This window comes from Microbacterium sp. LMX7-1.2, assembly GCF_040675935.1.
Classification (GTDB): Bacteria; Actinomycetota; Actinomycetes; order Actinomycetales; family Microbacteriaceae; genus Microbacterium.
Genome location: NZ_JBEGIL010000001.1, coordinates 507,820 through 521,374 on the forward strand (window position 1 = coordinate 507,820; position 13,555 = coordinate 521,374).

The 13,555-nt window shown below is 68.9% G+C and carries 15 protein-coding genes; 4 read left to right on the forward strand and 11 right to left on the reverse strand.

Translation table 11 applies throughout. The annotated features are described in order from the left end of the window. The first annotated feature begins 14 nt into the window (after positions 1-14). On the forward strand, positions 15-1,019 hold the full coding sequence (locus MRBLMX7_RS02540) for an isopenicillin N synthase family dioxygenase (protein WP_363366051.1): 1,005 nt from the start codon (positions 15-17) through the stop codon (positions 1,017-1,019). A 10-nt stretch (positions 1,020-1,029) separates the two neighbouring features. Here the strand turns inward: MRBLMX7_RS02540 and MRBLMX7_RS02545 are convergent, their stop codons facing one another. From MRBLMX7_RS02545 to rpsO, 3 genes are all read right to left on the reverse strand, one after another. Continuing rightward, entirely contained in the window at positions 1,030-1,359 is a 330-nt protein-coding gene (locus MRBLMX7_RS02545) for a transcriptional regulator (protein WP_363366052.1), read from the reverse strand. Next, positions 1,352-2,218 (reverse strand): hypothetical protein, encoded by an 867-nt coding sequence (locus tag MRBLMX7_RS02550; protein ID WP_363366053.1) that lies wholly within the window; start codon positions 2,216-2,218, stop codon positions 1,352-1,354. Before MRBLMX7_RS02550 ends, MRBLMX7_RS02545 begins: the two co-directional genes overlap by 8 nt. 153 nt (positions 2,219-2,371) lie before the next feature. Next, on the reverse strand, positions 2,372-2,641 hold the full coding sequence (gene rpsO, locus MRBLMX7_RS02555) for a 30S ribosomal protein S15 (protein ID WP_017203073.1): 270 nt from the start codon (positions 2,639-2,641) through the stop codon (positions 2,372-2,374). 185 nt (positions 2,642-2,826) lie between these two features. Here rpsO and MRBLMX7_RS02560 point away from each other — a divergent pair, with 185 nt between their 5' ends. Beyond that, positions 2,827-4,119 carry an MFS transporter gene (locus MRBLMX7_RS02560; protein WP_363366054.1) on the forward strand — a complete coding sequence of 431 codons (1,293 nt, stop codon included), beginning with the start codon at positions 2,827-2,829 and terminating at the stop codon, positions 4,117-4,119. Positions 4,120-4,205: 86 nt separating this feature from the next. Here MRBLMX7_RS02560 and MRBLMX7_RS02565 read toward each other — a convergent pair whose 3' ends face one another. From MRBLMX7_RS02565 to MRBLMX7_RS02580, 4 genes are all read right to left on the reverse strand, one after another. Further along, a complete protein-coding gene (locus MRBLMX7_RS02565) occupies positions 4,206-4,760 on the reverse strand; it encodes a YceI family protein (protein WP_050721229.1) in 555 nt (184 codons plus the stop codon). Positions 4,761-4,940: 180 nt separating this feature from the next. Next, positions 4,941-5,309 (reverse strand): FKBP-type peptidyl-prolyl cis-trans isomerase, encoded by a 369-nt coding sequence (locus MRBLMX7_RS02570; protein ID WP_363366055.1) that lies wholly within the window; start codon positions 5,307-5,309, stop codon positions 4,941-4,943. 214 nt (positions 5,310-5,523) lie between these two features. Continuing rightward, positions 5,524-6,234, reverse strand: coding sequence for an alpha/beta fold hydrolase (locus MRBLMX7_RS02575; protein ID WP_363366056.1), 711 nt, complete (start codon positions 6,232-6,234; stop codon positions 5,524-5,526). Positions 6,235-6,246: 12 nt separating this feature from the next. Then, complete coding sequence (locus tag MRBLMX7_RS02580) at positions 6,247-7,614, reverse strand: PrsW family intramembrane metalloprotease (protein ID WP_363366057.1); 1,368 nt, start codon at positions 7,612-7,614, stop codon at positions 6,247-6,249. 88 nt (positions 7,615-7,702) lie between these two features. Here MRBLMX7_RS02580 and MRBLMX7_RS02585 point away from each other — a divergent pair, with 88 nt between their 5' ends. Then, on the forward strand, positions 7,703-8,572 hold the full coding sequence (locus MRBLMX7_RS02585) for a fumarylacetoacetate hydrolase family protein (RefSeq protein ID WP_363366058.1): 870 nt from the start codon (positions 7,703-7,705) through the stop codon (positions 8,570-8,572). Between the two features lie 69 nt (positions 8,573-8,641). On the opposite strand, the gene MRBLMX7_RS02590 is transcribed toward MRBLMX7_RS02585, so the two are convergent. Then, complete coding sequence (locus tag MRBLMX7_RS02590; protein WP_050721234.1) at positions 8,642-10,102, reverse strand: aspartate ammonia-lyase; 1,461 nt, start codon at positions 10,100-10,102, stop codon at positions 8,642-8,644. A 93-nt stretch (positions 10,103-10,195) separates the two neighbouring features. Beyond that, positions 10,196-11,110, reverse strand: coding sequence for a metallophosphoesterase (locus MRBLMX7_RS02595; protein ID WP_363366059.1), 915 nt, complete (start codon positions 11,108-11,110; stop codon positions 10,196-10,198). A gap of 69 nt (positions 11,111-11,179) precedes the next feature. Between MRBLMX7_RS02595 and MRBLMX7_RS02600 the strand changes: the two genes are divergently transcribed. Next, positions 11,180-11,746 (forward strand): TetR/AcrR family transcriptional regulator, encoded by a 567-nt coding sequence (locus MRBLMX7_RS02600; RefSeq protein ID WP_363366060.1) that lies wholly within the window; start codon positions 11,180-11,182, stop codon positions 11,744-11,746. Positions 11,747-11,771: 25 nt separating this feature from the next. Here the strand turns inward: MRBLMX7_RS02600 and MRBLMX7_RS02605 are convergent, their stop codons facing one another. Then, positions 11,772-12,107, reverse strand: a complete 336-nt coding sequence (locus MRBLMX7_RS02605; protein WP_050721237.1) for a hypothetical protein — start codon at positions 12,105-12,107, stop codon at positions 11,772-11,774. Beyond that, complete coding sequence (locus MRBLMX7_RS02610; RefSeq protein ID WP_363366061.1) at positions 12,104-13,483, reverse strand: inorganic phosphate transporter; 1,380 nt, start codon at positions 13,481-13,483, stop codon at positions 12,104-12,106. Before MRBLMX7_RS02610 ends, MRBLMX7_RS02605 begins: the two co-directional genes overlap by 4 nt. Between the last annotated feature and the right edge of the window lie 72 nt (positions 13,484-13,555).

Genomic DNA, 13,555 nt, shown 5'->3' on the forward strand with positions numbered 1-13,555 from the left:
TTTACGCTCGGGTCATGGCTGATCTCTCGCTCCCCATCCTCGACCTGTCCCAGCTCGACGCCGGCCCCGAGGCCGCGGCGCAGTTCCGCGACGACCTGCGCGCCGCGACGCACGACGTCGGGTTCTTCTACCTCACCGGCACGGGCATCTCCCCCGAGCTCGAGGCCCGGCTGCACCAGGCCGCCCTCGACTTCTTCGCGCTGCCGGAGGCCGACAAGCTGGCGATCGAGAACGTGAAGAGCCCGCACTTCCGCGGCTACACCCGCGTCGGAGGCGAGCGCACACAGGGCAAGGTCGACTGGCGCGAGCAGATCGACATCGGTCCCGAGCGCGAGCCCGTCGAGGGAGGTCCCGCCTTCAACCGTCTGACCGGGCCGAATCTGTGGCCGGACGCACAGCCGGAGCTCAAGGAGATCGTGACGGAGTGGCACGACACCCTCACGGAGATCGCCCGGAGGCTCCTGCGCGAATGGGCGCTCACGCTCGGCGCTGAAGAGACGTACTTCGACGAGTCGTTCCGCGATCCCTCGACACTCATCAAGATCGTCCGCTACCCCGGAACGCACGAGCCCGAGCCGCAGCAGGGCGTCGGCGCGCACAAGGACTCGGGCGTGCTGACGCTGCTCTGGGTCGAGCCGGGCAAGGGCGGCCTGCAGGTCGAGCGCGACGGGGAGTGGGTCTCCGCCCCGTCCGTTCCCGGTGCGTTCGTCGTGAACATCGGCGAGCTGCTGGAGTATGCGACCGGCGGCTACCTCAAGGCGACGAACCACCGCGTCATCTCACCGAAGGCACCCGAGGAACGCATTTCCATCCCGTTCTTCTTCAACCCCGCACTCGACCAGCAGCTCCCGCTCCTCGAACTCCCCGCCGACCTCGCGGCGCAGGCCACCGGCATCACCGAGGATCCGAGCAACCCGATCCACGCCACCTACGGAGAGAACGCGATGAAATCGCGTCTGCGGGCGCACCCTGACGTCGCGGCGATCCACCACCCGGACCTGGTGGGTCAGCCCTCCTGAGGTCGCGGCATCACAGAGCGGGGCCGTCTCCGAGAGCCACGATCTCCCGCAGCGCTTGCAGGTGTCCCGCGAAGGCATCACGCCCGGCGCGCGTCGATCGCACCCATGTGCGCTGCCGCGTCCCGGCCGACGCCTTTCGTGCGATGACGTAGCCCGCGGCATGCAGGTGCGCGATGGCCTTGCTGAGCGGGGAGTCCGCGCACTGAAGAATCTCCCGCAGCGTGACGAAGTCGAGCTCGATGCCCTCGCCGAGCGACGCCAGCATCGAGAAGCGGATGGGCGAGGCGAAGTTGTCGTCCAGTCGGGTGCGCGGGTGGGGTGCCCGCGTGCCGTCAGCCACGGCGCGCGTATCCCTGCGCGAACGAAACAGCGACGAACACCGCCAGCACGACCGCGCCGAGCCCCACCGCGGCCGAGGACAGCCCGCGGGCACCCAGATCGAGGAGTACGACGCCCACCAGGACACCTCCTGCCACGGCGACGGCGAGGACGTGCGGCCAGCGCCAGACCGCTCCGATCTCCGACAGTCCGAGCTCCGTGCCCGAGGCGAAGAGCCAGACCGCGATCCCGAGGACGACGAACAGCAGGAGGATCGCCCTCAGGACGTCGTCGGGCGCACCCGCGAGAGCGACGAGTGCTCCGAAGGCCGCGCCGACGAGGATGGTACCCCACCGGGCGGCCGGGTCGAGCGGCATACGCGGCGAGGCCTGCGGCCGAGGGTCGCGGCGGGCGCGGATCAGCCCCGCCACTGCGTAGCCTCCGAAGCTCAGCGCGAAGAGTCCGATCGACACGTATACGGGAACTACCGGGAAGGACGGGACGAACACCGCAGCGAGCATCAGCCCGAAGGCGATCGCCACCAGGATGCCGCCTCCGACGAAGAGGGGCCACCGTGAGCGGGAGAGACGGCGCTGCATGCCCCAGCGCTGCGCCATCCCCGAGGAGATCTGCCCCCAGACGAGGAAGGCGAAGACGAGAACCTGCGCGAGACCGCCCTCCGAGCGGAGCAGCGTGCAGAGAACCAGCAGATACACCGAGAGGACCGTGGTGTTCGCGATCTGGAGCCATGCGAGCGCCCGACGATTGACCGTCCGGTCACGGCGCTCGGCGACGGCATCCGCCTCGTCGAGGAACCGCTGCGCGATTCCGGCATCCGGCTGCTCGAGTGGGTCCTGTCCCGCGACCGGTTTCTGATCCATCACTCCCCCGTTCGCTTTCCTGACGGAAAGCTTTCTACTTTCCTAACGGAAAGTCAGGACGGGATCAACCCGGTCTACGCCGAAGGCCGCCCCACACCGTGGGGCGGCCTTCTCAAGAATGTTTTGCGCGATTGTACGCGGGGGCGCTCTGCGTTATCGGCGGAGACCCAGGCGTGCGATCAGCGAGCGGTAGCGCTCGATGTCGACGCTCTGGAGGTAGCCGAGCAGACGACGGCGCTGACCCACGAGCAGGAAGAGGCCACGACGCGAGTGGTGGTCGTGCTTGTGCTCCTTCAGGTGCTCGGTGAGGTCCTTGATGCGCTGCGTCAGCATCGCGGCCTGCACCTCGGGGGATCCGGTGTCACCGGGGTGCGTCGCGTACTCTTCGATGATCGCCTTCTTGACGTCTGCTTCCAGTGCCATAGATTCGATCCCCTCTCTGCTTGTTGCGCGGCGCCCGACGCCTGATGCGTGGGCTCTCTTTATCCGCGGCCGATCGAACGGCAACCTGACGAGTCTACCAGTGATCACGCACGCTGAGAACCGCGCCAGCGCCCGGCTCCCCTGACGCTCGGATACGCTCGGAGGATGCACGACAGGCACGACCGGTGAGCGGCGCTCGCGGCCATCTCATCGACCTCAGCCCCCTGAAGGCGAGCCCCGCGTTCGCCCGGATGTGGATCGGCTCCTCGCTCGCCGGGATCGGCGGCCAGCTCACGATCGTCACGGTCATGCTGCACGTCTTCGCGCTGACCGGCAGCACCTTCGCGGTCTCGATGATCGCCGTCGCGGGGCTCGTGCCCATGGTGCTCGCGGGGCTCTACGGCGGGATGCTCGCCGACGCCTTCGACCGCCGCCGCGTGGCCCTGATCGCCGCGACCGTGACGTTCCTGTCGACCGCCCTTCTCGCCGCACTCACCTGGACCGGGGCCGAGACCATCTGGTGGCTGTACGTCCTGAGCATCGTGAACTCCGCCGCGAACTCCGTCGGCATGGCCACGCGCACCGCGATCGTCCCCCGCCTGATACCGCGCGACATGCTCGCGGCCGCCTCGGCCCTGAACGGCGTGGCCTTCGGCCTCACGGTCATGGCCGGTCCTGCGCTCGCCGGCATCCTGGTGGCGCTCACCGGCTACGGGTGGACCTACACGATCGATGTCGTACTGATGCTGTCCATGTTCCTCGGCCTCTGGACTCTGCCTGCGCTGCGCCCGGAGGGGGACATCGTGCGTCCCGGCCTGGCGTCTCTCGTCGATGGCTGGCGCTTCCTGCGCCGTGCGAGCAACATCCGGATGCAGTACGTGATCGACATCATCGCGATGACCTTCGGGCAGCCGCTGGCGCTGTTCCCGGCGCTCGGCACTCTGCTGCTGGGAGGCGGCGCGGTCACCACCGGCGTGCTCACGGCCTCGGTCGCGGTCGGCACCTTCGCCTCGAGCCTGTTCTCGGGGCGCGTGGTCCAGTATCGCTGGCACGGCCGAGGCATCGCTCGTGCCGTCGAGGTGTACGGGGCCGCGATCCTGCTGTTCGGCGTCGTGCTGCTGATCGGGGCGTTCTCCGCACCCGTGTCGGATAGCACCGCGAACATCGCGCTCATCGTCGCCGCGTGCATCGCTCTCGCCGTCTCCGGAGCATCCGACAACGTCAGTTCGATCTACCGGAACACGATGATGCAGGCCGCGGTGCCCGACGCCATGCGCGGGCGTCTGCAGGGGGTGTTCATCGTCGTGGTGGCCGGAGGACCACGGCTCGGCGCGCTCTACGCCGGAGCTCTCGCCTCGCTGACGACGCTCTGGTTCCCGCCGCTGTTCGGCGGGTTCCTGGTGATCGCCCTCGTCGCGTTCCTCGCGGCACGCAGCCCGCGCTTCCGCTCCTATGACGCGGAGAGCCCGGAGGCCTGAGTTCGGCGCCCTGAGTTCGCGGCGCGGACGACGAAGAGCCCGGCCCCTCGAGAGGGACGGGGCTCTTCGAACGCGATCCGCCGAGGTCAGGCGTCCTGCTGCAGGGCTCCCTGCAGGTCGAGGTTGATCGTGACGTCCTTACCGACGAGCACACCACCGGTCTCGAGCGCAGCGTTCCAGGTGAGGCCGAAGTCCTCGCGATTGATGACGGCCTTCGCCGAGGCGCCGGCCTTGTAGTTGCCCCACGGGTCGGAGCCGAAGCCGCCGAAGTCGACCTCGAAGGTGACGGGCTTCGTGATGCCGCGGATGGTGAGGTCGCCGTCGACGTACAGCTCGCCGTTCTCGGCGCGGGCGCCCGTGGAGACGAAGTCCATGGTCGGGAAGTTCTCGGTGTCGAAGAAGTCGGCCGAGCGCAGGTGCTGGTCGCGACCCTCGTCCTTGGTGTCGACGGACGTAACGTCGACGCTGGCCTCGACCGTGGTGTCGAGCGGATTCTCGGGCGCGGTGAGCGTGGCGCTCTTGACGCCGAACGTGCCGCGCACCTTCGAGATCATCATGTGGCGGACGCTGAACGTGACCTCGCTGTGCGCGGGGTCGAGGACGTAGGTGCCGGGACGGTAGCCGGGGATGTCGATGGTCATGTGGTGCTCCTCTGAAGACGTCAGTCGCATCTGCGACCAGGAAGGTGGACCGCTGGCGCGGCGTCACGGGACATAACTTACATGCACTTGCATGTATTCCCCTGAATGCGGACTGTCTTCCTCGACGACGAAGGCGCCGCACCCGAACGGATGCGACGCCTTGCGCGAGTCGTGCGGGACTCAGCCGACCGCGACGAGGTCGATGATGAAGATGAGGGTCTTTCCGGAGAGGAAGTGTCCGCCGCCGGCCGGACCGTAGGCGAGGTGCGGCGGGATGACGAGCTCACGGCGACCGCCGACCTTCATGCCGGGGATGCCGTCCTGCCATCCGCGGATCAGGTCCGGCAGCGGGAACCGCGCGGTCTGACCGCGGCTCCACGAGGAGTCGAACTCCTCACCGGACTCGTACTCGACTCCCGCGTAGTGGATGGTGACGGTGTCGCCGGGCTTCGCGGCGTCTCCGTCGCCCTCGATGAGGTCGCGGATCACGAGCTCCGACGGGGCGGGGGCGGTGGGGGCGTCGAACTCAGGCTTCGTACGATCAGTCATGCCATCCATCCAACCGGAGCCCGTGATCCCGGTCAACGCGGTCGGACCTGCTCAGAGCGAACACCTCCGACCGGCGGGGTCGGGGCAGAGGGTCTTGACACTCGCGGGACACGGGTGCACCCTGGTCGTAGACCAACTCAGCGCCCGGGAGACATGCAGGCATCGCCGCAGCACCGGGCGCTGAGTCTGTCCCCGGCCGCTGCCCGTGCCGATGTCACGACCGAGCGGATGCGGACGGGCCATACCTGTCCGCGTACCCCATGAGCATCCGCGCGAGCTCCACCGGCCTGCTCAACGCGACGCAGTGGCTCCCGTCGATCTCGTCGGCGACGACGCCCAGCCGATCGGCGGCAAGGCGGCGGAGGAACTCGGCCGGGAAGAATCGGTCCTGCGTGCACACGATGAACTCGGTCGGGATGCTCGGCCACGCGGCCAACGGCCACGGCGTCTCCATGGCCGCCGTCGAGGGGTGCGCGCGTTCACTGCTGATCGCCTCGACGGCGAGCTCCCGCGGCACGTCGTGATAGAAGCTCACGAGAGGATCCTCGTTCCCGGTGAGGCCACCGTCTCTTGCCGCCTGTGCAGCGACGGCCTCGCCGTAGCCGGTGTTCTCCCACCAGTCCTCGGGTCGCTCCCCCGGCCTCGGGATCATGCCCGCGAGCAGCACCAGCACGTCCGCTCCGATGCGGTCCGCGACGAGGGGCGCGGTGAAGCCTCCGAACGAATGCCCGACGACCACCCCTCCGCGCCACGGACCCGCCTCGGCGACGACCGCATCCGCGTAGTCGTCGAGCGTGGCGGAGTCGTCGTCGGCCAGGAGGTCGGGGGCGAAGACCTCGTGCCCCTCGCGCCGGAGCGCCGCGGCGACGAGGTGCCAGGACCATCCCACATCTCCTCCGCCGTGCAGCAGGATGAACGTGGTCATGGTCTGGCCTCCTCAGTACGCCAGCAGCGCCGCTCGCGCGGCCCTGGTCCGCACGAGCAGAGCCTGCTCCTCCGCCGGGGCCATCGGATCGCGTCCGGTGATCGCCCGCTGCCGGACCGCCGCGAGTGTCGTGGCGTCCTTGATGAACTCGCGCATGAGCGGACGTCGATCCCCGCGCAGCTGCGCCGCCCAGCGCAGCCCCGTCTTGCGTCCGGCCGGAGTCGCGAGCATCGTGACCTCCTCCGGCGTGAACCACCCGGCCGCCGCGTAGTCGCCGAGCCGGGCCCGGGTGAGTCGGGCCTCCTCCCGCCGCAGGGCGACGACGCCGAGGATGAACCCCACGAACAGCGGGACCTGCAGGACGAAGTACAGCAGGAAGAAGTTCGCGAACGACGAGCCGTTCCACAGTCCGTGCAAGAACATCGCCCCGAGCATCCCGAGGAGGCCGAATCCGATCGCCGCGCCCGTCGACGCACCGCGACGTGCGGCGAGACCGATCGCGAGTCCGGTGAGCGAGGTGAACATGGCGTGCGCGAACGGCGACATGATCGCGCGCAGGATGAACGTCACCGTGAGCTGCTGGCCACCGCCCTCGATGAGGCTGATCGCGAAGTACTGGATGTTCTCGGTGAAGGCGAAGCCCGCACCGACCAGCGCGCCGTAGACGACGCCGTCGATCGGGCCGTCGAAGGAACGGCGCGCGATCAGGAAGATGAGGAAGACGCCGACGCCCTTCCAGAGCTCCTCGACGATCGGAGCCTGGACGACGGCTCCGGCCACCTCGCCCCGCACCCCGAACAGGATCGTGAGGCCGAGGTCGACGAGGAGCGTGAGACCGACGGCGGCGATCGCACCCCAGGCGATCGCGAAGAACACGAGCGACTTGGGCTCGGGCTCCCAGCGATCGATCATCCGCACCACCAGGAACACCGCCGTGAGCGGGATGAGCGCGAGCACGAGCCCGATCACGGACGCCAGCGCGCCGAGAGCCAGTCCGAAGTAGGCGACGAGCGCGAGCAGCAGCAACCCGAGGAAGACGAAGAGGATGCCGAGGGCGATGCGCCCGCCGCGCTTTCCCGCAGGAAGCGCCGGCAGTCCCTGCGACGGCGACGGAGCGACGGGCGCGGGCGGCGAGTACGGAGTGGGCTGCGCAAGCACCGAGGCGTACGCCGGGCGCTGCGAGAACGCGGCGGGCGTATAGGCGGACTGCGCGTACTGCTGCGCCCCGTAGCTCGGCGCTGACGCCGGCTGTTGCGGGTGCGCCGGCGCCGGCGGCTGCTGCGGATATCCCGGCTGCCCATACCCGGGCTGCTGTCCCGCGGGCCGCTGAGCGGGCGGCGGCGTGTACGGCGATGGCTGCGACGGTCCTCCGGAACTCATAGCGACAGCATATTGGCAACAATCAACTCGGCCGGGCTCTGGCGACTTCCTCCAGCGCCGAGCACGTGGCACCGGATACCGTAGAGACATGCGGTTCGCTCATCTGCGTCGCGCCGACTCCCCTGCCGCGAATCTCGCGGTCGTGGACGGCACCGACGCCATCCTCGTCTCAGATCTCCTCCCCGATGCTCCGGCGACCCTGCAGCAGCTCATCGAGCGCGGCGCACCGGCCCTCGACGCCCTGCGCGCCGCTCTCGCGGACGGCGCGGCCGTGCGGCATCCGCTGGACGGCTGGAGCTTCGCGTCGGCAGTGATCGCTCCCCCGGCTGTGCTCGCCGTCGGCCTCAACTACGCCGCGCATTCCAGCGAGCTCGGGCTCAAGACCGATGCGGCGCCGACCGTCTTCACACTGTGGCCCAACTCGCTCACGGGCCATGAGCAGACGACGTCCTGGCCGCGCGCGCTCAGCGAGGCCGTCGACTACGAGGCGGAGCTGGGTGTGCTCATCGGCACACCGGCCAAGGACGTCTCCGCGGACGACGCACTCTCGTACGTCTGGGGCTACACGGTCGTGAACGACATCACGGCGCGCAACGTGCAGTTCTCCGAGGCGCAGTGGTCGCGGTGCAAGTCGTTCGACGGCTTCACGCCGACCGGGCCTTTCGCGGTGACGGCCGACGAGATCGCCGACCCGCAGGACCTGCACATCTGGGCAGTGGTCGACGGACAGACCGTTCAGGACGCGAGCACCGACCAGATGGTGCGCTCGGTCGCCACGCTCATCGCCCACCTGTCGCAGTCGCTCACGCTGCTGCCGGGCACGCTGATCTCCACGGGCAGCCCGGGCGGGGCCGGCTACTCGCGCGACCCGCAGATCTTCCTCCGCGACCGCTCGGTCGTGACGGTCGGCATCGACGGCATCGGCGAGCTCACGACCCACTGCCGCGTCATCGACTGACGAGCGTGCATGAGAAGGGCCCCGGCGGATCGCCGGGGCCCTTCTGCATGTTCTCCTGTGATCGCGAGATCAGATCTCGATCAGATCCTCGGGAGTGATGACCGGGATCGCGGCGGTGACGGCCTCGAGACCCGAGAGACGTGCCGGGGACAGCTGCTTCGTGACCTCGTCGCGCGACATCAGCCCCGCCTCGACCACGAGGTCGGCGACGTTGCGGTTCGTCAGGAGCGCGGTCTTCGCGAGTGCGGCCGCGGCCGCGTAGCCGATGAAGGGCGTGAGCGCCGTGATGACGCCGACTGACGCGCCCACCATCGCGCCGAGGCGGTCGCGGTTGGCCGTGATGCCGTCGACGCAGTTGACGCGAAGCGTCCACATGGCCTGACGCATCCACGTGATCGACTGGAAGATCGAGTGCGCGATGACCGGCTCGAACGCGTTGAGCTGCAGCTGACCGGCCTCGGCGGCCATCGTGACCGTCATGTCGGCGCCCGCGACCGCGAACGCCACCTGGTTGACGACCTCGGGGATCACAGGGTTGACCTTGCCGGGCATGATGCTGGAACCGGCCTGCATCGCCGGGAGGTTGATCTCGCCGAACCCGGCCTGCGGTCCCGACGACAGCAGGCGCAGGTCGTTGCAGATCTTCGACAGCTTCATGGCGTTGCGCTTGAGCGTCGAGGAGAACGACATGAACGATCCCGTGTCGCTCGTGGCCTCGACGAGGTCGCCGGCGGTGACGAGGTCGAGCTCGGTGATCTCGCGCAGGTGCTTCAGCACGGCCGGGGCGTAGTCGATGTGGGTCGTGATGCCCGTGCCGATCGCCGTGGCGCCCATGTTGATCTCGAACATGAGCGAGGCGTTCTCGGTGAGGCGCGTGTGGTCGTAGCCGAGCGTCGTGGCGAAGCCGTGGAACTCCTGTCCGAGCGTCATCGGCACGGCATCCTGCAGCTGCGTACGGCCGACCTTGAGCACGTCGTGGAACTCGTGCGACTTGTGCAGGAACGACACACGCAGCAGGTCGAGCTCCTCGAGCAGCGAGCGCAGCGTGAGCGAGAGACCGATCTTGACCGCGGTCGGGTACACGTCGTTGGTCGACTGGCTGCGGTTGGTGTGGTCGATCGGCGAGAGGAACGCGTAGTCGCCCTTCTCACGGCCGGCCATCTCGAGCGCGATGTTGGTGATGACCTCGTTCGCGTTCATGTTCGTCGAGGTGCCCGCGCCGCCCTGGATGACGCCGACCGTGAACTGATCGTGGAACTCGCCGTCGATCACCCGCTGCGCGGCGCGGTCGATCAGGTCGGCACGCTCCGGGTCGAGCACGCCGATCTGGCGGTTCGCCCTGGCACTGGCCTGCTTGACCATCGCGAGCGCGATCACGAGGTCCGGGTACACCGAGATGGGCCGCTTCGTAATGGGGAAGTTCGCATCGGCGCGAGCCGTGTGGATCCCCCAGTACGCGTCGACCGGGATCTCCATGCTCCCCAGGGAATCGGTCTCAGTACGGGTCAGTGCGGGCGCGGCAGAAGCCATGTCACATCCTTGTGGGTAGTGGCGAGTGTGTGAAGCGGGGGATGCGACAAGTCTACGCCCGCACGCATGCGTCGACCGGGATACGACCGCGCGTCACCGTTTGCGCGAGAACGCCTCGAGGCGCCCGTCCGGGCCGAGACGCGCCATCCTCTCCAGCCAGTCCTCGGAGAAGAAGGTGCCGGTCGGCGCGTCGACCACGGGCACGACTGTGTGGGTGATCGTGTCGGGGTGCACGTGCACGAGCTGGAAGGCCTGCGCGGCATCCATCCCGTTGACCTCGGCTGCCGGTCGAGCGACGTTCATCGTGTAGCACGTCGCCGAGGACACGCTCACGGGGATGCCGGCGAACGTGCCGTGCGAGGAGTAGTGCAGATGCCCGGCCAGGATGCCGCGCACGTCGGTGCCTCGGATCACGTCGGCCAACTCGTCCTGGTGTCGCAGTTCGAGGATGTCGAACAGCGGAAGGTGGCTCGGGAGCGGCGGGTGGTGCATCGCGAGGAGCGTCCCGTGCGGGGCCGGCTCGCGGAGGATCTCGGCGAGCCAGGTCAGCTGAGCCTCGTCGAGATCGCCGTGGTGCCAGCCGGGGACGCTCGAGTCCAGGGCGATCAGGCGCAGTCCGTCGAGATCCCAGACGCCGGTGACCGGTTCCTGGGTCGGAGCCAGGTCGAGCAGTCCCTCCCGCAACGCCGGCCTCTCGTCGTGGTTGCCCGCGACCCACACCACGACCGTGCCGAGTTCCTCGGCGACCGGCTCGACGGCGTCACGGAGGCGTCGGTAGGCGTCGGGCTCCCCCAAGTCGGCGAGGTCGCCGGTGACGACGATGGCCGCAGGACTCGGATGAACAGCCCGGATCGCGTCGAGCGTGCGCGCGAAGGTCGACTCGACGTCATACCGACCGCCGAGGTGGGCACCGCCGGCCAGGAAGTGCGGGTCGCTCACGTGCACCACCACGTGGGATGCCGGACGGTGGCGTCCGAACACGTACTCGCTCTCGGAGGGCGCGGTCATGTCCCCAGCCTAGGGCGCGCAGCGCACCCACGATCACATCAGCTGTAGTGCTTCGGATAGAGTGCGGGGATGGCCAAGAACGAGGCGCGGCGCCGGGCGATCGCGGATGCCGGGCTGAGCGTGCTCGCTTCAGAGGGGGCCCGAGGGCTCACCCACCGGGCCATCGACCAGGGAGCCGGGCTCCCCGTCGGCACGACCTCGAACTACTTCCGCAGCCGCGATGCCCTCATCGAAGGGCTGGTCGACCGCATCAGCGAGCGGCTCGCCCCGACAGAGGACGACCTCGCGCGCCGAGCCGCTGATTCCCCGAGTCCCGCGCTGTTCGCGGACTACCTGCGGGACATCGTGCGGCGACTCACCGCGGATCCCGACGTCACGATGGCCCTGTTCGAGCTGCGCCTGGAGAGCAGTCGTCGTCCGGAGGTCGCGGCTCTCCTCGGGGCATGGCAGCGCGCGGGCTTCGAGGGCGACGTGGCCTTCAACGCCTCGGCGGGGCTGCCCGGCGGCCGCCGCGAGATCGCGCTCTTCCACTATGCGATCGACGGGCTCCTGCTCGACCGGCTCACGACGCCGATCGACCCCGAGACCTCGACCGACGAGATCATCGACGACCTGGTGGCGGGTCTTCTCCACTGATCACCGGAGGCGGCTCCGGTCTACCTCAGTGGCCCACCACGATGATGAGGATGCCGACGACGACCGCTGCCGCGCACAGCGCGAAGCACGCGTAGGCCCCGACCAGCGCGAGGCGCTTCTGCCCCTCGGTGAGCGGGCTCTTGCGCGCCGCCTTCGCCGCCTGCTTCGCGGCCCGCTTGAGCTCCTTCTCGGTCACGACCGTGATCGCGTCGGTGAACTCGGCGGGGCTCACGACGGGCGCGCGCCCGCTGCGCACCAGCAGCCGCAGGCCCGTCGCATAGAAGGTCACGACGGCGCAGGCTCCGAGCAGTGCGGCGATGAAGACGAGCGCGAACGCCTCCCAGTCGATGGCGACAGTCACTTCGATCCCTCCTCGTCTGCAGGCGACCCGCTCGTCGCGGAGACGCCGCTCTGCGGCTTCCCCTTGCCCTTCGCATCGCCCTTGCCCTTCGCCTTGGCCTCGGACTTCGCCTTCGCGTCGGCCTTGGCCTTGGTCTTCGCCTGCTCGCGCGCCTCGGCGCGGGCCTTCGCCTCGGCCTTGGCCTCGGCGATGCGCTGCTGGCGTCGCGTCGGCGGGGGCGTGTCGGGGAGGTCGACCGCGAGACCGGACTCGGCGACGTCGCTCATCGCGTTCGCGTGCGTCACGGCATCCTTGCGCGAACGCAGGAACAGACCGACGATCGCGGCGAGCGCGAGGACCGCATCGATCGCGATGCCCCAGTTGCCGAGCCAGGTGACCAGAAGCGCGGCGACCGCGCCCACGGCGCCGGCGGCGGGGAGCGTAAGCACCCAGCCGATCGCGATGCGCCCTGCGGTCCGCCAGCGCACCGTCGAGCCGCGCCGGCCCAGACCCGACCCGATGACCGAGCCCGAGGCGACCTGCGTGGTCGACAGGGCGAAGCCGAAGGCGCTGGAGGCGAGGATCGTGGCCGCGGTCGAGCTCTCGGCCGAGAACCCCTGCGCGGGCTTGACCTCGGTGAGTCCCTTGCCGAGGGTGCGGATGATGCGCCAGCCGCCGAGATAGGTGCCGAGCGCGATCGTGACGGCGCAGGCGATGATGACCCAGAGGTACGGATCGGCCTGCTCGCTGTTCTGCCAGCCGACGGCGATCAGCGCGAGGGTGATGACGCCCATGGTCTTCTGCGCGTCGTTGGTACCGTGCGCGAGCGCCACGAGCGAAGAGGTGAAGCTCTGTCCCCAGCGGAAGCCGTCGCGTCCATCCGGCTTGCCGTCGTACCGACGAGTGATCGAATAGGCGATCTTCGTCGCTGCGAACGCGATGATCCCGGCGGTGAGCGGAGCGATCAGCGCCGGGAGGATGATCTTGGACAGCACCATCCCGAAGTCGATGCCGGCGACCCCGACGCCCACGAGCGTGGCACCGATCAGACCGCCGAAGAGAGCGTGGGAGGAGCTCGACGGCAGACCGAGCAGCCAGGTGAGCATGTTCCACGTGATGGCGCCGATGAGTCCGGCGAAGATCATCGGGAGGAACAGCTCTCCCTGCATGCTGTCCTCGCGGATGATTCCGTGTGAGACGGTCTTGGACACCTCGGTCGACAGGAACGCGCCGACGAGGTTCAGGACCGCCGCGAGCAGCACGGCCGTCTTGGGCTTCAACGCACCGGTGGCGATGGGGGTGGCCATCGCGTTCGCGGTGTCGTGGAACCCGTTGGTGAAGTCGAAGAAGAGTGCCAGCGCGATCACCAGCACGACGATGAGGACTGCGGTTTCCACCGTTCTCTTTCGGTCGTCGGGAAGAAGGAGGTGTCGACGGGATCGACGTGATGAACGAAGAGTTCACCGTGG

Bases quoted from the DNA above. Each gene is read 5' to 3' on its own strand.
- MRBLMX7_RS02575 (WP_363366056.1), bottom strand. From the start codon at position 6,234: ATGACCACGTTCATCCTGCTGCACGGCGGAGGAGATGTGGGATGGTCC.
- MRBLMX7_RS02600 (WP_363366060.1), top strand. From the start codon at position 11,180: ATGGCCAAGAACGAGGCGCGGCGCCGGGCGATCGCGGATGCCGGGCTG.
- MRBLMX7_RS02590 (WP_050721234.1), bottom strand. From the start codon at position 10,102: ATGGCTTCTGCCGCGCCCGCACTGACCCGTACTGAGACCGATTCCCTG.
- MRBLMX7_RS02570 (WP_363366055.1), bottom strand. From the start codon at position 5,309: ATGACTGATCGTACGAAGCCTGAGTTCGACGCCCCCACCGCCCCCGCC.
- rpsO (WP_017203073.1), bottom strand. From the start codon at position 2,641: ATGGCACTGGAAGCAGACGTCAAGAAGGCGATCATCGAAGAGTACGCG.
- MRBLMX7_RS02585 (WP_363366058.1), top strand. From the start codon at position 7,703: ATGCGGTTCGCTCATCTGCGTCGCGCCGACTCCCCTGCCGCGAATCTC.
- MRBLMX7_RS02550 (WP_363366053.1), bottom strand. From the start codon at position 2,218: ATGGATCAGAAACCGGTCGCGGGACAGGACCCACTCGAGCAGCCGGAT.
- MRBLMX7_RS02580 (WP_363366057.1), bottom strand. From the start codon at position 7,614: ATGAGTTCCGGAGGACCGTCGCAGCCATCGCCGTACACGCCGCCGCCC.
- MRBLMX7_RS02540 (WP_363366051.1), top strand. From the start codon at position 15: ATGGCTGATCTCTCGCTCCCCATCCTCGACCTGTCCCAGCTCGACGCC.
- MRBLMX7_RS02595 (WP_363366059.1), bottom strand. From the start codon at position 11,110: ATGACCGCGCCCTCCGAGAGCGAGTACGTGTTCGGACGCCACCGTCCG.
- MRBLMX7_RS02565 (WP_050721229.1), bottom strand. From the start codon at position 4,760: ATGACCATCGACATCCCCGGCTACCGTCCCGGCACCTACGTCCTCGAC.